17 protein-coding genes are annotated in these 18380 nt (G+C 63.8%); 2 read left to right on the forward strand and 15 right to left on the reverse strand.

All coding sequences use genetic code 11. From position 1 onward, the window contains the following. Nucleotides 1–36: 36 nt before the first annotated feature. The 9 genes from OJ996_RS08265 to OJ996_RS08305 all read right to left on the reverse strand — a co-directional run bounded on the left by OJ996_RS08265 (nt 37) and on the right by OJ996_RS08305 (nt 11136). Entirely contained in the window at nt 37–447 is a 411-nt protein-coding gene (locus OJ996_RS08265; RefSeq protein ID WP_264513071.1) for a DUF3471 domain-containing protein, read from the reverse strand. Continuing rightward, nucleotides 389–1657: a serine hydrolase domain-containing protein gene (locus OJ996_RS08270; RefSeq protein ID WP_264513072.1), complete on the reverse strand. Its 1269-nt coding sequence runs from the start codon at nt 1655–1657 to the stop codon at nt 389–391. Before OJ996_RS08270 ends, OJ996_RS08265 begins: the two co-directional genes overlap by 59 nt. A 67-nt stretch (nt 1658–1724) precedes the next feature. Beyond that, nucleotides 1725–2873 (reverse strand): hypothetical protein, encoded by a 1149-nt coding sequence (locus OJ996_RS08275; protein ID WP_264513073.1) that lies wholly within the window; start codon nt 2871–2873, stop codon nt 1725–1727. 16 nt (nt 2874–2889) lie between these two features. Beyond that, nucleotides 2890–3168: a hypothetical protein gene (locus OJ996_RS08280; protein WP_264513074.1), complete on the reverse strand. Its 279-nt coding sequence runs from the start codon at nt 3166–3168 to the stop codon at nt 2890–2892. Between the two features lie 3 nt (nt 3169–3171). Then, nucleotides 3172–4455 carry a glutamate-1-semialdehyde 2,1-aminomutase gene (gene hemL, locus OJ996_RS08285; RefSeq protein WP_264513075.1) on the reverse strand — a complete coding sequence of 428 codons (1284 nt, stop codon included), beginning with the start codon at nt 4453–4455 and terminating at the stop codon, nt 3172–3174. Nucleotides 4456–4501: 46 nt separating this feature from the next. Beyond that, nucleotides 4502–6013 carry an L-fucose/L-arabinose isomerase family protein gene (locus tag OJ996_RS08290; RefSeq protein ID WP_264513076.1) on the reverse strand — a complete coding sequence of 504 codons (1512 nt, stop codon included), beginning with the start codon at nt 6011–6013 and terminating at the stop codon, nt 4502–4504. Between the two features lie 88 nt (nt 6014–6101). Continuing rightward, nucleotides 6102–7172, reverse strand: coding sequence for a LacI family DNA-binding transcriptional regulator (locus tag OJ996_RS08295; protein ID WP_264513077.1), 1071 nt, complete (start codon nt 7170–7172; stop codon nt 6102–6104). Nucleotides 7173–7267: 95 nt separating this feature from the next. Continuing rightward, nucleotides 7268–10342 (reverse strand): serine/threonine-protein kinase, encoded by a 3075-nt coding sequence (locus tag OJ996_RS08300; protein ID WP_264513078.1) that lies wholly within the window; start codon nt 10340–10342, stop codon nt 7268–7270. A 56-nt stretch (nt 10343–10398) separates the two neighbouring features. Further along, nucleotides 10399–11136 (reverse strand): RNA polymerase sigma factor, encoded by a 738-nt coding sequence (locus OJ996_RS08305; RefSeq protein WP_264513079.1) that lies wholly within the window; start codon nt 11134–11136, stop codon nt 10399–10401. A 178-nt stretch (nt 11137–11314) separates the two neighbouring features. Here OJ996_RS08305 and OJ996_RS08310 point away from each other — a divergent pair, with 178 nt between their 5' ends. Continuing rightward, entirely contained in the window at nt 11315–12784 is a 1470-nt protein-coding gene (locus OJ996_RS08310; RefSeq protein WP_264513080.1) for a sulfatase, read from the forward strand. 6 nt (nt 12785–12790) lie between these two features. Here OJ996_RS08310 and OJ996_RS08315 read toward each other — a convergent pair whose 3' ends face one another. The 4 genes from OJ996_RS08315 to OJ996_RS08330 form a co-directional block, all read right to left on the reverse strand. Beyond that, nucleotides 12791–13969 carry a C25 family cysteine peptidase gene (locus OJ996_RS08315; protein ID WP_264513081.1) on the reverse strand — a complete coding sequence of 393 codons (1179 nt, stop codon included), beginning with the start codon at nt 13967–13969 and terminating at the stop codon, nt 12791–12793. Nucleotides 13970–14059: 90 nt separating this feature from the next. Beyond that, nucleotides 14060–14656, reverse strand: coding sequence for a type 1 glutamine amidotransferase domain-containing protein (locus OJ996_RS08320; protein WP_264513082.1), 597 nt, complete (start codon nt 14654–14656; stop codon nt 14060–14062). Beyond that, a complete protein-coding gene (locus tag OJ996_RS08325) occupies nt 14653–14982 on the reverse strand; it encodes a DUF1737 domain-containing protein (protein ID WP_264513083.1) in 330 nt (109 codons plus the stop codon). The genes OJ996_RS08320 and OJ996_RS08325 overlap by 4 nt, the downstream gene beginning before the upstream one ends. Before the next feature lie 38 nt (nt 14983–15020). After that, nucleotides 15021–15500, reverse strand: a complete 480-nt coding sequence (locus tag OJ996_RS08330) for a hypothetical protein (RefSeq protein ID WP_264513084.1) — start codon at nt 15498–15500, stop codon at nt 15021–15023. 251 nt (nt 15501–15751) lie between these two features. Here OJ996_RS08330 and OJ996_RS08335 point away from each other — a divergent pair, with 251 nt between their 5' ends. Further along, a complete protein-coding gene (locus OJ996_RS08335; protein ID WP_264513085.1) occupies nt 15752–17047 on the forward strand; it encodes a hypothetical protein in 1296 nt (431 codons plus the stop codon). A gap of 6 nt (nt 17048–17053) precedes the next feature. On the opposite strand, the gene OJ996_RS08340 is transcribed toward OJ996_RS08335, so the two are convergent. Both OJ996_RS08340 and OJ996_RS08345 read right to left on the reverse strand, forming a co-directional pair. After that, on the reverse strand, nt 17054–17527 hold the full coding sequence (locus tag OJ996_RS08340) for a hypothetical protein (RefSeq protein WP_264513086.1): 474 nt from the start codon (nt 17525–17527) through the stop codon (nt 17054–17056). A gap of 131 nt (nt 17528–17658) precedes the next feature. Next, on the reverse strand, nt 17659–18336 hold the full coding sequence (locus tag OJ996_RS08345; protein ID WP_264513087.1) for an LURP-one-related family protein: 678 nt from the start codon (nt 18334–18336) through the stop codon (nt 17659–17661). Nucleotides 18337–18380 lie beyond the last annotated feature (44 nt).

Here is an 18380-nt window from a genome sequence, read left to right on the forward strand (position 1 = left end):
CATCGAGCCGCGGCCCTATTACGAGTAGCTTGGAGACTACTTCCGCTTCGCGCGTTGCTTGATGCCATTCTGGTGGAGCACGAGGCTTGCTACCTTGCCGTCATCTCCGCGCTCGAATTCCAGCGCCGCCTTCACAAGGTCGTATTCGAAGTGGTCGGGCTTGGTGGCGAAAACGGGCACGGCGGGTTGTCCGCTGAGCTGGGCGAAGAGGTTTCCGCCCTTGATCGTGATGGTGAAGGTTGCCAGCGGGCCGAGCGAATATTCGCCCGTGTAGGCCTGCAGCTCCTCCTCCGATGGGAAAAGGATCGCGGGTGGCGGTGCGTCTGTGCGCTTGGCCGCAATCTCGCGACCGTTCTGGTGGAGCACGACGGAGGCGACCTTCTCGTTCTCACGCGCGAACTGGAGTTCGGCGGGGACATCCAGATAGCGGAAGCGATCCTTCGCCACCGGCTTCACGCGCAGGAAGGTCTGGCCGGATTCGGACCCAGAGGGCATCATCTCGACGCAGGATGGTGAAGCTGCTGGCAGGGCCGATCTCGTAGGTGCCGGTGAAGGCATCGAGCTCGTCCGGTGCGAGCTTGATCTCCGGGGTGTCGGCAGCATTCGCTTGCTCGCGCGTGGCACCCAGCACGGCGGAGGCCGCGAGATCGGAATTGTTTACCAGCACCACGCGCACACGCTTGAGCGCGGGAATGACCTGGAGGGTAGAGCGATAGCCGCCGGTGCCGCCGTCGTGGGTGTATTCACGTTGGCCGTCGAGCTTGGCGATGATGATGCCCAAGCCGATCTCCGCGGACATGTCGCGGTAGGGGGCGTGGACTTCCATCATGCGGCGGATCGCGGGAGCGAGCGGTGCCTTTGCGGGGTCGATGAGTGCCTCGCCGAAGCGCAGAAGATCGCTGGCGGTGGAGCGCAGCCCGCCCGCTCCGACCATCGCTTGGAAGGTCCATGAGTGATTCGCCTTGTTGCCGGCGTAGGGCGGTGCGAGGCGGGACTTCTGTTCCTCATTAAGCACGACCACGGTATCCGACATGCCGAGGGGTCCGGTGATCTTTTCTTTCACCAGTTCTTCCCAGCTTTTGCCGGAAGCCTCCGCGAGCAGATCACCGAGCAGCCCCATCCCGTAGTTCGAGTAGGAGGCGGGGTAGGGCGGATCACCGGTGAGCTTGGCCTTGGCGAGATAGGTGCGGGCCTGCTTGCGGCCATAGTCGGCGTAGGGGTCTTCCGCAGTGTCGGGGCTCGGTCCGATGTTGTCCGGCAGTCGAGGTAGACCGCTGGTGTGGGTGGCAAGTTGGAGTAGGGTGATGCGGCCCACCTTGGGATCGGCGAACTTCAGCTCTTTGCCCAAGAGTTCGGCGAGCGTGGTATCCAGCCGGAGCTTGCCGCTCTCCACGGCATCCGCGAGGAGCAGGCCGGTGAAGACCTTGCTGATCGAGCCGATCTCGAAGATGCGCTTCTCCGTGGGAATGTCCGCGGGCTCGGCCTTGCCCGCGAGGGCGAAGCTTGCTTCACCCTTGAGAGATTCGCCGGTGACGATGCATCCGGCGGGGAGCTTCCCGGCGAGTTCGGCGGCAGCTTGCGCGAGGGGCTTGTCGGCCAATGCGCAGGAGATGCCTGCCACCGCTACGAGTAGTGCAGTGATCGGACGGGAAGACATGGTGGCGAGATTGGCCGGATGCTTGTCCTCCGGCGATCGGGAACTGGCCTCGCGTTTGGAATCGCGATCAGAACAAGCGGCGTCCCCGCTGACGTTTGTCAGCGGCCAGGTACTCGATCCTGGTTTCATCCGGCATGCCTGCGGCACGCGCGGACTCGCGAATGATGTCGATGCTGCGCTGACCGTCGAAGACCAGGAAGTCGATGTAGCTGCGCTGGATGCCGATGGCACCGCCGATGTGTTTGCCAGCCTGTGCCGCGGCAAGTTGGGCATCGATCCTCTCCTCGATGTCCCCGCGAACATCGACCGGGTTCCGGTCGCCGAAGAAGGAGGAGTTGAAGGACAGATAGATCCAATTGGCGCCAAGAGGGCAGAAGGGATCTTCAGCCGCCGCGGGATTGTCGAGAAAGCCGGCGAGCGGGCCGAAACAGAGACTGCTGCCGGAGATCGTGTCGAGACGTGGTCGGTTCAGGTCGATCTTGTCCTCCGGGATCCGATAGCCGCTCCAGAGATCGAAGGGCACGTGCATCTTCCACGCTCGCGATCTAACGGTCTCTTCCACGAACTCCTTCAGCTCGGTGATCGGAAGCGATTGGGCCAGCTTGTCCTTGCCGATGTCGATCGATCCGATCCAGCGTCCGGTGCCATATTCACCGAAGATCTCATCGAGGAAAAGGAAGAGAACCGTCTGGAATGCTCCTTTGTTCTCGCCATCGGCGAGCGGGTGCCAGACCGAGAGATCGACCCTTTCTTCCTCTTCGTCGATCACCGGGGTGACCCAGAACTCGATCGGCTTGAACTCGATCTCACCGATCCTAATGGTGAAATCGCCGGGATCCGGGGATGCCTGCCGCTCCGCGTAGAAGGTCCAACCCTCCAGTTTGGGCGCCCGTTTCCGCCATTCCTCGGCCAGGATTTGCTCGGGCTTAATGCCTTCTCCGGAGAGAGTGAGCGAATGGCCCCTCCTGTTTTCGCCGGGACCGTAATTCCATGCCAGACGGGGGAGGAAGCGATCGACGGCGGAACTCGTTTCATCGGTCAGGGTCGTGGACTGTTTGTCCTCGATCGTCTGATAGAAGCGGGGAGCCACACCTTCGAACCACTCCCAAAATCCTTCCACCCGCTGTTTGAAGGTGAACTCCGCGGGTCCCTCCGTGGAAGCGGGGGCGGGGAGGGGCTCCTGCTTCTTTCCGAACAAGCGCGATAGGAATGACATCGTGGGTGATTTCTCGTTAGCTTTCCACCGTGACGAAGGACCCCTTCACATACTTGCAGCGGAAGGGCTCGCCTGCAGCACGCGGGTTCCAGCCGTTGGCGAGGCCGCAGTCGATCGCCAGAGGGACCATCTCGCGGTTCACCACGCGCGGCACCTCGCCGATGAGATACTGGCCACCCACGGACGCGCTCATCTGGACCCAGAGCTCGTTCCTGCCGCCGCGGTTGCGGTAGATCCAGCGGTAGTGGATGTCCTTGTGGTTGAGCGGCGTGAGGCCTTTGGATGGGAAACTCATGAATCAGATTTTCGCGAGGACTTCGTCGAAGACGCCGAGGGTGTCATCGAGATCCGCTTCCGTGTGAGCCAGGCTGAGGAAGCCGGTTTCATACGGGCTGGGCGCGATGTAGATGCCCTTGTCGAGGCAGCCCCAGAAGAACTTCTTAAACAGCTCGAGGTCCTGTTTCATCACGTCGTTCACGTTCACGATCTCGCGGTCGGTGAAGAAAAGGCAGAACATCGAGCCGGTGCGGTTGAAGCGGTAGGGGATGCCCTTCGCGTCCATGATCGAGCGCAGGCCCTTCTCGAAGTAGGCGCCGAGTTCCTCCAGGCGCGGGAAGCCGGAGACCTTACCCAGCTCCTTGAGCTGCGCGAGTCCGGCGGCCATCGCCAGCGGATTGCCGGAGAGCGTGCCGGCCTGATAGACCGGGCCGATGGGGGCAAGCATGCTCATCACATCGGCACGACCGCCGAAGGCACCGACGGGCAGGCCGCCGCCGATCACCTTGCCGAAGCAGCTCAGGTCCGGTGTGAGATTCTCGATGCCTTGCACGCCTGCCTTGCCGAGGCGGAAGCCGGTCATCACTTCGTCGAAGATCAGGAGCGCGCCGTGCTTCTTCGTGATCGAGGAGAGCAGGTCGAGGTAGCCGGGGCGGGGGAAGATCAGGCCGGCATTCGCCGGATAAGATTCCACGATGATCGCGGCGATCCGGTCGCCCTGCTCGGCGAAGACTTTCTCCAGCGCTTCCGGATCGTTGTAGGGCAGCACGATGGTCTTCTCCGCGAAGGCGGCGGGGACCCCGGCGGAGTCCGGCTCGCCATGCGTGAGCGCCCCGGAACCGGCGGCGACGAGGAGCGAGTCACTATGACCATGGTAGCAGCCATCGAACTTCACGATGTAGTCGCGCTTCGTGAAGCCGCGGGCGAGGCGGATGGCGGACATGGTTGCCTCCGTGCCGGAGGAGCACATGCGGACCATCTCCACGGAGGGCACCCACTCGGTGATGGTGCGGGCCATCTCCACTTCGAAGGGATTCGGGATGCCGAAGGACACACCGTCCTTCGCCACCTCGTGGATGGTGTTTGTCACCACCGTCGGCGCGTGGCCGAGGATATTCGGGCCCCAGGAGCCGATGTAGTCGATGTAGGTCTTGCCATCCACGTCCTCGATCCGGCTGCCCTTCGCACGGCGCACGAAGAAAGGCTCGCCGCCGACATTGCGGAAGGCGCGGACGGGGGAGTTGACGCCGCCGGGGATGAAGCCCTTGGCGGTGGCGAAAAGTTTCTGGGATAGCGGACCGGTCACGGGGGGAGCTTGGAGCCCCTCCCCGGAAAGGTCCAGCGTGAGCTAATCAGCCTACGAAGCGGGATTGCGGGGTAAGTCCGGCGCGGAACACGTTCTCGCCGGGGTAGGGCATGCCATCGGGCAGCGGGGTATCGATCACCTCGATCCCCAGCAGCTTGAAGGCATCGTAGAGCACTCCGCCGACGTGCGCGAAGGCGACGGCGGCGTGGTGGTGGTAGCGGCCGAGCAGGACGTGGCGATAGAAGCGGTGGAAGCCCGGGATGTAGGCGGTGCCGGTGCAGCCGAAGGTCTTCGGGTCGAGATCGAGGAAGTGGCCCTCGCAGATGTAGGCGCGCAGCTTGTCGCCGTGGCCATGCACCTGGCAGACGGTGATAGGGGAGGCGGAGATCTGGCCCTCGATGGTGCCGCGGGTGATGTCCGGATCGGTATCCGGCTCCATCAGGCGCTTCATGATGAGCTGGTATTTCATTTCCGGATTCTTCAGCAGCTTGCCCGCGGTATTGCCGCAGTGGAACATGCCGACCATGTCCTTCAGCGGGTAGTGCTTCAGGGATTCATGGAGGTTGCCGGGGATCGAGTGGTTGATGTCGAGAACGGTGACGGTGTTGTCGCTGGCGTACTGCGCGAGCAGCTCGGCCACGAGCGAGTAAGCGTCGTTCTCGCAGGCGATGGGGAAGCCCTTGTCGGCCATGCGGCCGTTGATGAAGCAGGGCACGTGCTTCAGGGAGAACTCCTGCTCGGACCAGCACTGGCTGGCGGCTCCGGAGAGTTTGAGGCGTTCGCGGAAGTTGCGGATGGCCTGCTCGTAGTCGGAGAGGCGGGTCTTGAACTGCGGGTCCTCCGGGATCGAGGGCATGCCTGCCTTTTGCTCGCTGGCGATGGCGGAGGAAGCACCGGCTTGGATCGCCTTGATCTCGTTCTGCAGATCGAAGAGGCCGAGCTCTTCGATCTCCACGCCGATCGATTGGATCGAGGCGAGGTTGTAGTTGCAGGACTCGAAGTCGCGTGGGCGCGGTCCGAAGAGGCCGAGCGTCGCATTGCGGGCGCCCTTCACCACCTTGATCATCTTGATGAAGTGCTGGATCTCCGCGAGGCCTTCCTCCGCGGAGACGATCGGCAGTTCGGGGATGTGCACGCGGTCCTGCACGTCGCGCTTGCGGATCGCGAGGGCGGCGGAGAGCAGGCCGCAGAGGGCATCGCCGCGCTTTTGCAGCAGGGTCATCGCGTTCTCCTCGGCGGCGGCGATCAGCAGCACGGGGCCGGGGAAGGCTTTCACGAATGCGGCATCCTCGATCTCCGGGGAGAAGTTGCCGAGGAAGAGCACGGCGGCATCCACACCGGAGGCGATGAGCTCCGCGGCGGCATCCGCGGCGTGGGTGCGGGTCTCGATGATCGCACATTCACCTTCCGGGACGACAAGCTCGATCCCGGCGTCGCGGGACAGGGCGATGATGCGTTCCGAGCGCTCCGCGGCGAGGGCGCGGGGGAAGCAATTGCGGGATGCGGAAACGAAGCCGAGGCGGATATCGGGCGAGTATTGGCCGAGTGGCAGGTACATAGGGCAAGGAGGATGGGTAGGGCGCGGACGCTAAGGCAGCCGCGGTCTTCCTGCTATTATTGAAGCGACGAAGCGGAGCGGGATCGCATCATAGACGGCCCGCGGCATCCGGCGCGATCCTCGTGGGCAGGGTGCTGCCATCCTGCCATGAGCCGCCGACGAGAACTTGGCGGAAGATCTTCGGGATTCCCCGCACGCCTTCCTGGATCAGGGAGGCCAGCAGGAAGAGCGCGACGCGTCCGGTCTCCTCCGGCTCCTGGTTGATGCCCGCATCCGCCTGCGCATCGAGCACGGTGGTGGCAGCCACTCCCAGGTCTTCCGGCACGCGGATGCCTTGGCGGCCCAGCAGCTTCGGGATGCCGGGGATATCCGTATAGATCGCGTCCACCCCATGCTGTCGGACCCATTCCACGATCTGCTTGCCCATCGCGAAGCCGGGCTCGCCGCTTACCGAAAGCACCGGCACCGGGTTCGCCTCCTTCGCCTCGCGCTGGGCATACAGGAAGCCGGCGAGGAAGAGATGCCCGCGTTGGAAGGCGCGCTGCTCGTCCGTTATAAAGCCGATGCGGCGGTAACCGCGTTTGGAAATCTCCGCACAGGCGAGGCGGGTGTTGGCGACTTGATCGGAAGTCACGAGATGGGTGCGCGGTTCCGGCACCGTGCGGCCGAAGCGCACCACCGAATACTCGTGCCATGGGAAGTCTCCCCAATCCGGTGCGAAGCCCTGCGGCGGGATCAGCATGGCGCTGATGCCGCGCGCGGCGAGAATCTCGTGCAGCCGCTGTGGCGTGTAGTGGCCGCCGAAGCGGAACTCCTCAAGCCGGTAGCCGGATTGGCGGGCCGCGGCTTCAGCTCCCTTCCAGTAGAGATCGAACTCGCCGTGCTTGCGGAGATCCGCGGCATCCGGCCAGGCATTGATCCATGCGATGCAAGTGGCCACCGGGCGTTCGGACTTGCCCTTCCGGTAGTTCGCCAGCGCGGCGAGCATCGGGTCCGGCCGGTAGCCCAGCTCATCGGCCAGCTTGCGGACCCGCTCCTGCATCGGCTTCGAGATGCGGGGATGATTCCGCAGCGCAAGCGAGACGGTGACATGGCTCACGCCGATAGCTTTGGCGATGTCCCGCAGGCTCACGCGGCGCGGTTCGGGCTCCGGGTTCACGTCATCGAGCCTAGGTCCGCCCGCGGGCTTTGTCGATGGCGTGTGGCCGCGCGATCCGTCATCGCGTCTCTAACAGATCCGAGGCGGAGCGCGGCTTACTCCACATCCCTGATCTCACCGAGCGACTCCCACTTGCCGGGCGGAAACTTCATCCGTAACTGCGGAGGGCCGGTTTCGCCTTTGTCGGGCACGAAGAGCTGCATCTCCTTGTTCTCAGTGTTGGTGATGATGGTCCCGGAGAGGTTCCGGTGGCGCATGCGCTCCCCGACGCGGAATTCCGTCGTGGTGCCGGATGGCTTGGTCTCGACCCAGATGTCGCCCGTCCGCTTCCAGTGGCGCGGGCCCGGGTCGTCCGCCTGATAATCGAAGATAAAGCGGCTGGGGCTTTTGCCCTCCGGATCCGGAGCCGCTTCCTTCAAATTCCGGAAGGCGGGGTAATCGCGCAGAAAGGAGAAAGGCTCGTTTGCACCGTAGTCCGGGAGATTGGGACTGCCCCGATCTACCGCTTGTTGGAGAAGGGCGATGGCTTGCGCGGCGTGCCGCTCTGCTTGTTCTTGGTTCTTCAGCGAGAGATCCGCCACGAACACCTTCGCAACCAGCAGGGCGGCCCCTTGTGATTCCAGCCAGCCGCGCGCTCCCGTTTCCGGGATCTTGAGTGCTTCGGTCACCGCGAGCTCCAGATCGCCCTGCTCGATCGCCATCTGGGACAGGGAGTCGAGCCGTTCGGCGTGAAAGTTGTGATCGCTCAGCTCCGCCATGCCCAAGGTCCGCGAGTGGAGATGGCAAGCGATGGATTGCTCGTAGTAGCTCCGCGCCGCCGCCCACTCGCGGTTTCTTCGTTTGATCGCAGCGAGCACGTCGAGGGTAACGGCTTCCCTGCCCGGATAATCCGGATTGGTGGGAAACTGTTGGCTCAGCCGGTGATGTACTTCGACCGCGATCTTCAGTTCCGGTTCCGCTTCCCATGAGCGGTCGAGGCGGAAAAGGCACAGTCCGATCACGGTCCGGCACTTCGCGCCGGAGGCCGTGTGCTCGGGTGCGGAGGGTACTTGGATCGCCAGCAGATCGCTGTGTGCGGCAGACTCGCGGAGCATGGCGAGCGCCTCTTCGTAGCGACCCCTGGAGGAAAGGAGATGTCCGAGATTGAAGGTGGTGGTGGCCAGCAGCTCGCGCTGGATCTGGTCCCCCGGATGATCCCTGATCCACCGGTCCTGCAGGTCGCGCGCAATCCGGAAGTGCTCCTCGGCGACAGGATCGTTGGCGGTATGCAGCGCGACCGCATAGTTCGAGTGAACGTAGGCGAGCTGCTTCTTTACGACCTCATTGTCCGGGTATTCCCTCGAGAGTTGCTTGGCTTCTTCCAGTGCCTCTCCCATCAGCGCAATGCCTCCCTTGCGGTCGATGTCTTGCAAGGCCAGCATCTGGGCCAGGTTGACCATGAGCGTGATCATGGTGTTCCGGTGCTCCTTGCTCTCGGGATAGTCGCGGACGAGATTCCGGATGATCTCCAGTGATCGCTTCTGCGCTTCGAGCGCCTCGGACGTGCGTTTCAACGCGCCCAGCGAGGCCGCCATGTTGTTGTAGCCGGCCAGTTGGGAATCACGGTAATCGACTCCGGGTGCTGCCGTGCGGATCAGCTCCTCCACCACCGCGATCTGGCGCTGGTAGGAAGCCACCGCCTTCTCGGGTTGACCCAACTCGTGATACAACAGGCCCAGCCGGTTCAATGCCGTGGCACGTTCCTTCGTCGTCTTCCCACCCGGCGTGTTCTCGGCGGAGAGCTCCTCGTAGAAGGGCAGGGCTTTCTCTAACAGCTCGCTCCGGAGGTGGATGAAGTCCGCCTCATGCAGTCGCGGGTCTTCCGTGATCTCGTTGAGAAACGCATCGACCGCCGCGCGGGCCCGGTCCTGATTCTCCACGGCAAGCGCCAGGTTCTGCTCGGCCTGCAGCGCGTTCGCCTCCGCCTTGTGGCTTTCCCGCTTGGCGATCGCCGCCTGCTTCAGGCTCACTGCCGTGGCTGTGACCAGCGCCACGGCGACAACGCCGGTGCTGATGAAGACGACGCGGTTCCGGCGGGCGAACTTCGAGAACTGGTAGCTCCAGGTGGGTGCCGCGGCACTCACCGGTTCGCGATCCAAGTAGCGGCGCAGGTCCGTGGCGAAAGCGGTGGCGGTCTCGTAGCGGCGGCGGCGATCTTTCTCCAGCGCCTTCACCGTGATCCAATCGAGATCGCCGCGCAGCGCCCGGCGCAGGCGGCTGCCCTCGGTGCCGCGGATTGTCGTGGTTTCCGGCCGGGCCACCGTGCTGGGGCGCGGGGCTTCCTCGGTGCGGATGCGCCGCAGCGTCTCGTCGTAGGCTTCGCGCCGGGGCGCGGCAGCGAGAGGCGTCACGCCGGTGAGCAGCTCGTAGAGGATCACGCCCAGCGAGTAGACATCGCTGCGCGTATCCACGTCCGAGACACTGCCGGCCTGCTCCGGGCTCATGTACTGGAGAGTGCCGAGAATGGCACCGGCGCGGGTGTAGAGAAGGCTGGCGTCCAGCGCGGCCTCCGGTGTGGCACCGAGCGCCTTCGCGATCCCGAAGTCGATCACCTTCGGCACCGGCTTCCCGTCCACCTCGGTCACGATGATGTTCGAGGGCTTCAGATCGCGGTGAAGGATCGCCTTCTGGTGCGCATGCTGCACCGCCTGGCAGACGGGGATGAAGAGCTCCAGCCGTTCGCGCAGGCCCAGACTACGGGAATCACAGTAGCTCGTCAGCGGCTCGCCCTTCACCAGCTCCATCGCGAAGAAGGGCCTGCCGTCCGCCGTGGTCCCGGCATCGAAGACCGCCGCGATGTTCGGGTGATCCATCAGGGCCAGCGCTTGGCTCTCCGCGGCGAAGCGTGCCACGATCTCGCGGCTGTCCATGCCGCGGCGGATCAGCTTCAGGGCGATCGCCCGGTGAATTGGCTCGATCTGTTCCGCACTCCAGACGTAGCCGAAGCCGCCTTCACCCAGGGGCTCGACCAAGCGGTAGCGGCCGATGAGGTCGCCCGGCTTGTCCTCGCATTCCTGATCCGGTGTGCCCGGCTCCGGAGTCATGGTCCCGAACCCCAAGTCCAACAGGGCGGCGGCGTGTTCGCCCGTGAGCGGCCTTGGCTGCTTGCTGGTATCGGATTCGTCGGGCATCGGGGCTGGCCTTCAGACAAGCAGATCGCGAACCGCCGGGGGAGCGGATTCCGGCATCAGCCGCGCAGGGCGTCCCGCAGCGCCATCAGTTCTTCGTCCACCTGATGCTCGTCCGGCTCATGTAGGGTGGCGGCGATCTGCTCGCGCAGCGCATCGCGGAACTTGCGGCGCAGCCGGCTCACCGCCTTGCGCACCGCTTCCTGATTCATGCCCAGCGCCCGCGCCGCGGTCTCGTAGCTACCCTCGGCGACCGCCGAGGCATTCAGGAAAGGTTCCAGCACCTTGAAGTGAGGCTCGCGGCCCGCGAGTCCCTCCGCCTTGCCGAGTTCCTGCAGCGATTTTGCCAGCAGAGCCATCGCCCAACTGCGGTCATAGAGCGCCTCGGGGGTGAGGGGATCCGCCGGTTCATTCGCATAGCGCTCCTCGCCCTCGCGCAGGTCGAGCGAGATCAGCGTTTGCCCGCCACCGCGCTTGAGCGCACGGTCCCGGTCCCGGACGTCCCCGATGTAGCGCTGGAAGATCGTGAGCAGGAAAGTCCGCAGCTTGCCGAGGTCTTGGCTTGCCGAGGCGAAGAGATTCTTCTCGAGCAAGTAGTGGAAGAAGCCTTGGGTCAGATCCTCCGCATCCTCGCAGCCGACCCCTTGGCGCCGGGCAAAGACGTAAAGCGGATACCAGTAGGCGCGGCAGAGTTCCTCCAGGGAGCGGCGGCGCAGTTCCGGATCCTGGGCACGACAGCCGTTCACCAGCAGGGTCCACTGGGTCACGGGAAAAAGCGGCGAGTGGGTCGCGGTCATGGCAGGAGAATGGCCGAATCCGTAAAAAGGCTAAGTAGGCTTGTGAGCGTTTGGAAGGCCAAAGAATTCCGACGCCGCGGAACACCCTTGCCTCTCGCGAAACTCACCTGTGTGCGATCGTCTCCGGCGTTCGCAAGAAACCTTGGCCAAGCTCGCCCGAACCCATCACCTTTACTCCATGCGCCCGCTGCTTTTTCTTTTCGCATTCCTGCTTCCGCTGGCCGCTCAGGAAAACCGGAAGAACGTGCTCCTGATCTGCGTGGATGATCTCAAGCCGGCGCTCGGCTGCTACGGTGACGCTCTGGCCAAGACCCCGGGGATCGACAAGCTCGCCGCCCGCGGCGTGCGTTTCGATCGCGCCTACTGCAACCAAGCGATCTGCTCCGCCTCGCGCAACAACCTTCTGTTAGGCTCCCGCTCCACCTCGATCGGGATCTACGATCTCAAGGTGAATTTCCGTCAAGCGGTGCCGGATGCCGTGACGCTGCCGCAGTGGTTCATCAAGCACGGCTACCGCGCCGAAGCGGTCGGCAAGATCCTGCACACCGGTCACGGCAACGACGACGACGCTGCCTCGTGGAGCGTCCCCACGATCACCCACAAGGTGGTGGAATACTACAAGCCCGAGAGCAGCGCGGGCGGGCAACTGACGCGCGAGGAAGCTTACTTTTGGAACAAGGAGCTCGGCCGGATCAACCAGCTTCCCCGCGGGGCCGCTTGGGAGATCGCGGACGTGCCGGACAATGCCTATTCGGACGGGAAGATCGCGGACGAAGGCATCGAACGCCTGAAGGCTGCGAAGGAGCGCAAGCAGCCCTTCTTCCTCGCGCTCGGCTTCACCAAGCCGCACCTGCCTTTCACCGCGCCGAAGAAGTATTGGGACATGCACGATCCCGCCGCCTTCGAGCTGGCGAAGCTTGACCGCTACCCGCAGGGCGCACCGCCCTACGCCACCAAGCGTGGCGAGGAGATCGCCAACTACGAGCCGGTGCCGTCGGATGGGAAGGTGGACCCGGAACTCGCGCGCAAGCTGATCCACGGTTACTACGCCGCCAGCAGCTATGCGGATGCCCAGATCGGCCGCGTGATCGATGAACTCGATCGCCTCGGGCTCGCGGAGAATACCGTGATCGTCCTGTGGGGAGACCACGGCTGGCACCTCGGCGACCACGGCATGTGGACCAAGCACACCAACTACGAGCAGGCCAACCGTATCCCGCTGCTGGTGGTCGCCCCTGGCATTGCCAAGCCGGGCACGCAAGCGGGCTTCGCGGAGACCGTCGATATCTATCCTACCATTGTGGAACTCGCCGGCCTGCCAAAGCCGGAGGTGCCGCAGCCCATCGATGGCAAGAGCCTCGTCGCGACTCTCAAGGACCCCGCCGTGAAGACGCGGGAGCATGTAACCCATTGCTTCCCGCGTGGCGGCCGCCTCGGTCGCGCGATCCGGACCGAGCGCTACCGCATGGTGGAGTGGAGGGCCATCGGCGATCCGGCGGACAAGGCCGAGATCGAACTCTACGACTACGAGTCCGATCCCTTGGAATCGAAGAATCTCGCCACGGAGAAGCCGGAGATCGTGAAAGAACTCCGGTCGATCTTGGATGCCCAGCCTGCCCCGCTCCAAAAGCCGGGCAAGCGGTCTTGAGCCGGCTCAAGGCGCCGCCACCGGTGGCTTCCTCATCCGCATCGCGGGATCGCCAAGCATGGACCACATCTCAAGGTGCTCCTGCCGTTGGTCGGCCAAGCTCACCTTGCCGTTGCTGCCGTCCACCCGGTCGAAGACCATGAAGGTCAGGCCCGACATGGAAGTCCGTGTGATGGCGTGGCGGACCTTGCCCCACCACTCGCCGGCGGTCTGCGGGCTTTCGGTCTTAGAGACGCATTCGATCAGTCCTTTGCCTGCGAGATAGCCGATGGTGGAGTAGCTCACCCCGCTCGCCCCGATCACGGCGGCAGGTCCCGAGGGCGATCTCATCGCGCGTACCGCGTAGGCATCCTGCGTCTCCAGCGCGTGGCAGCCGCAGGTGAAGAAAAGGCCCCGCGCCGGTCCCTCGCTGGTGAACCAAGAATCGGACAGGCGATAGCTGCGACCGAGCGAATAGATTCCTTCCGGCCCGGAGTGTCCGAAGTAAGCAAGCGTTTCCCAGGTTCCGCTGGCCACGCGATCCATCGCCATCCCGAATTCCGGGGATGCTTCCGCGAAAGGGGACACCAGCAGATCGTCGGCTCCGGTCGTGGTCCAGCCGGAGTTGACCTTGAACAACATCAACTTCGTGTTCAACGCCACGAAGGCATCGGGCAGCCACTCGGCTTTCTGACCCATCGGGTTGCCTACCACGCAGCCCAGCTTGCCTTGAGACTTGGAGCTTTCTTTTTCATAGCGCAGGATCTTCGCGACCATGGTGCTCATATCCTCCGGAGACTCGGCGGGGAGCCTGCCGATCATGAGGGCGGCGCTATCTTCTCCACCCGCCAGCACGCCATCGCTCGGCTGATCCTTCATCCGGCCATGGGTGCCTTTCCCACCGGGCAGCACGCAGTCCTTCCGGGCCCCGCCCTTGGCATCGAGTGCCCCGGCGAGGACCACAACATCCCCGCTGCGCGGGGGAGATGCCCTGAGTCCGGCAAGCGTCTCCAGCAAGGTAGCGGAGTCGGCGCCTTTCACCTCAACCCACTCCACCTCATAGCCTTGGGAGACCCGGTGATCGGCCAGGGGCATGAGCGCCTTCTTCAACGCAGGGGCATGGATCACCGTCCAGCGCGGTGCCTCCTCGCCCTGCACGCGGCAGAGGGCGAGGAAGGGGAGAAGCAAGAAAATCTTGGGTCGCATGGGGGAAAGGAACGGAGCCCTCGTCCCAATTCATAGCCGGAAAATGTGAAACGCAACCTGTGAATGCACCCGCCGCCGGGCATTTCCCGGCTACTTGGAGGCGGCTGAGAAGCGGGATGCCCCCTCCTTCTTGTCCAGCACCTCGCAGATTTTAGTGCAAAAGGCGGGCAAATCGTCGGGGCTGCGCGAGGTGACCAGTGCCCCGTCCACCACCACTTCCTTGTCGCGCCAATCGGCTCCGGCGTTCTTGAGATCGTTCGCAATCGCTTTGTAGGAGGTCATCTTGCGGCCCTCTACCAGACCGGCATCGATCAGCACTTGGCCGCCGTGGCAAATCACGAAGGCAGGCTTGCCCTCTTGGAAAAAATGGGCCGCGAAGCTCTGCGCCTCTTCCAAAGTACGAAGGCTATCGGAGTTCATCACGCCGCCGGGAAGCAGGAGCGCGTCGTAGTCGGCCGGATCGGCATCTTCCAGCGCGAGGTCTGCATTCACGAACTGGCCCCAGTCCTCCTCATCCCAGCCGCGGATCGAATCACCCTCCGGCGTGATCACGTCCACGCGGGCACCGCAGCTCTCCAGCACGTCCACGGGTACCAGCAGCTCGGATTGCTCGAAACCGTGGGTGGCGAGCACGGCGACACGCTTGTCCTGCAAGTCGTGGCGTTCGGTGAGTTTGATCGTCTTCATGGTTTCTCGTCTTTTGCAATCTGCGTGCCGGAGGCCCCGGCGAGTGATCTGCCGTCACTCTCGGGATCGCGGGGTAAGCTGATGCTTTCCAAGTCCTTGGGGAGATCGAGCGCCTCCTCGGCTTCCGCTTCAAGCGCTGCGGCGGAGGCGGGAAGGATCAGCGCTTGGCTCCACTGGACATGCAGGATGCCATTGCCGGTATCCGGAAGAGTGCAGCTCGCCACACCTCCTTGTATCTGCCAGCCGTCGCCTAGCAATTGGTTTACCCGGTCCTCGAATTTGCCGAAGTCGTCCGAGGTGACCACGGTATACTTGGTGAGGTTCATGTGGCATCGGGGTGGGGAATCACTGTCCGCGGGCAGGTTTACACGCCGTTTGCGGTCAGCCTCTGCGTGTCCTGAGCTTGCTCGGACCGCAGTTTCTCCAATTCGGCCACATGCCTTTGCAGGCGCGGGATCAAGCGGCTGCGGAGATCCTCCTTCAGAGGCGCGGGAAGTTCCGGATCGGCCATCGCCGTGCGGCAGGCTTCAAGCGCTGCTGCCTCACCAGCCTCCAAGGCCATGAAAGTCGCATGCTCCCCGAAGGTGAGGGAAATGCTTTCCACTGCTTTCGAGAAGCGGTCGAGGGTTTCGCCATTCTCGGAACTCGCCCCCATGGCAAGCAGGTGATCGCTGATGCAGTCGATGTTCTCATCGTGTCCGGCCCGGATCGCCAGCAGCAGCGACTGCTCCGGGTCGGCGTGAAAGAAATCCAAGGCCTCGGTGTAAGTTTCGGAGGCTGCGGACTCGATGCCGATGAGATGGCGGCATGCATCCTCGTAGGCGCGGGGTTCGGGTGTGGTCATCCGTCTTTTTCCATCATCCGCCGCGCCAGTGGAGCAAGTGAAGTGTGATGCTGGATTAGAGCGGGTTGCGCAAAATCGTGGCTTTCAGCGAAGCTGCGACCGTGCAATTTTCCGTCCCGGGTCGTGCAATTTTGCAATTACCGGGTTCCCGGTCGTTTGATTCCCGCTTGAAATTGGAATGGGGCGCGCCGTTGATCTCTCTTATCCAGACAGTTCGTCGCCGTCGCGGCGTTAAATTCCACGAATTCCCGATGTCTTCTCGCACTCTTACCCTTGTGGGCGCAGTGGCCGTGGCCAGCGCCGGAGCTTTCTTTGCCGGTCGCATGACCGCTTCCGGCCCGGCGGCTGGCGAGCATGCGGCGGCCGATGCCGCACTCTCCGCGAAGTCGGGCGCGCGTGGCAGTGGCGCGGATGCCGGGGATGCCGCGGGCGGGCGCCGCTTCGGCAGCGACCGCGACGGCAAGGACAGGGCCGCCGCCAACCGCGGTGAGAAGGCGATCGCCCGCATGGAAGAGGTGATGCGCCTGACTGATCCGATGGAGCGCAGCAAGGCTTGGCTCGATTTCATCAACACCATCGACCCGGCGGAGTTTGAATCCGTGGTCGGTTCCTTCCGCGGGCAAGGCCTGACCAACACCCGCATGGCGGAGTATTCCATGCTCCTCACCGCGTGGGCGAAAAAGGATCCGCTGCAGGCGCTGGCCTATGCCGAGGCGAACACCGGCAACCGCTTCGCCCGGAATACGATTCTCACCAGTTGGGCCGCCACCGATCCGGATGCCGCGATCCGCTGGGCGCAGGAGCACCACACCGCCGGGGAGGGCGAAGGCAATCCATGGATGATCGGCGTGATCCAAGGGATCGCCGCCAGCGATCCGGAGCGTGCCTCGCAACTGCTCGCGGAGATGCCCTTCTCGGAGGAGCGGGGCGAAGCGATGGCGGCACTCCTGCCGCACCTGCTCGCCCAAGGCGCGGAGAAGGCCCAAGCTTGGGTCGAGAGCATCAGCGATGACCAGCTCAAGCAGGGGGCGATCAGTCGTCTGGCGGAGACGCTGGCAATCAAGGACCCCGCCGGCACGGCGGAGTGGCTGACCCGGAACCCGGGCGAAGCCTCGCAGCGCTCGATGGACGATGTGATCAGCGCGTGGATGGCGCAGGACCAGGATTCCGCCATCGCCTATTATAAAGCTTTGCCCGCCGGGCTGGACCGCAGCAACGCCCTGCGCGGCGTGGCGAATAACCTGGCGATGAGCGATCCCCAAGCTGCCGCCGATTTCATCGACGAGCACGCTGCCGATGCCAACGACCGCGTTTACCAGCAACTGGCGTGGAACGTCTACGGGAAGGATCCGGGCCTAGCGGCGAACTCCATCGCCAAGATCACCGATGCCCGCGAGCAGGAGCGGATGTACAGCCGCATGCTGGATGGATGGCTGCGTCGCGATCCCCAAGCGGCTACGACATGGATCAATGGTGCGACCCTGCCGCAGAACGTGCAGCAGCGCCTGCAGCGTCGCATGCAGGAGCAGCAGCAGCGCCAGCAGTGAAAGGCGCTACTTCTGCCCGGTCCACTCGACGGTGAAGATCACCGGATCCTTCAGGCTCGAGGCGGTGTAGTTCTCCTTCGTAAACGAGAACTTGCGCTCCTTGCCCGCATCCGTGTCCCGGTAGCCCGGCTTCACGATCTTATCGATCGTGAGCTCGACCCCGTATTCCGTCCCGGAGCGGGCCTTGCTCATGAAGCCGTCTTCCTTCACCCGCCCGACCGAGAAGATGCCGTCCGCCCCCCACGTGAAGTCCCAGCCCTTTTCGGGTTCATAGAAACCGGCCTTCTTCTTGACCGTGTAGTAGACCTTGGCCCGGCTCACCAACTGGCCGTCTTGATCCACCACCTTCCCGGCGAAGATGATCTCCGGGCCCATGGTCGCGCGGCTGACGACATGGTAGAGGATCAGCGCTCCAATCGCTCCGATCACGATGACATTGCGGATCTTCTCCTGCCGCTTCGTTTCCTGCGGGGTCTTCAAGATCAGGTCCTTCTTCGTCCCTTTTGTCGGACCACAGGTTCATACGCCGGTCTCCGCGCGCGCCACTGCAAAGAGGAGGAGAAGTTTCCACTTAGTAGGCCGCGCGGGACCGTTCGATCTGCTCGCGGGTATCAACCTCTGCGCCGTTCGAGGAGAACGAGCATGAGATAGGAGAGCAGCAGGTTCATCTCCTCGCGCGGCGAGAGATCGGCCAGCTTGTCGATGCGGAAGCGGCCCTCGAAGAAGGCGGCTTCCTTGGTCAGGCGCATCGCGGGCGTGCCATCGCTGCGCGAGGCCAGATAGCGCGGGTGGAAGAAGTAACCGCTGAACAAGCCGATGATCGGAAGTTCACCGAGAATGGCATCGGCTACCTTGGCGCCGGCATTTTCCTCGCGAATCGAGAAGTCCGGGCTGTTGTCGCCGGGATTGAAGGCCTCGTAGTGAGCGCGCCACATCGAGCGCCAGCCGCGGCGGCCCACGCTGCCGATCTCGCGACCGCTGGCATCGGTGGAGGTGTAGCGGGCGGACCAATCGATGATCTTGTTCGCGCGGATATCCGCGAGGGCCACGCTGCGGGTGGAGTCGGTGAAGATCTCCACGTGCTCGCGGAACTTCAGGAGCTTCTGCTTGGTGTAGAGCACCGTGCGGCCGGTGGCATCCGTCATCGTGGCCTGGCTTGCCAGCGCGAGAATCTTGAAGGAGAGGCGAAGGGGATACTGGAGGCCTTGGAGTGCCTTGGCGATGTCATCGGTAGCGACGGCATGCGCGGGCAGGGGAGGGGCGGACGGGGTTGCGTAAGGGTTGTCCATGCGCGGGCATTCCATCATCTCGGCTCGGAGCTGCCAATCCTCCT

The organism is Luteolibacter rhizosphaerae (genome assembly GCF_025950095.1).
Classification (GTDB): domain Bacteria; phylum Verrucomicrobiota; class Verrucomicrobiia; order Verrucomicrobiales; family Akkermansiaceae; genus Haloferula; species Haloferula rhizosphaerae.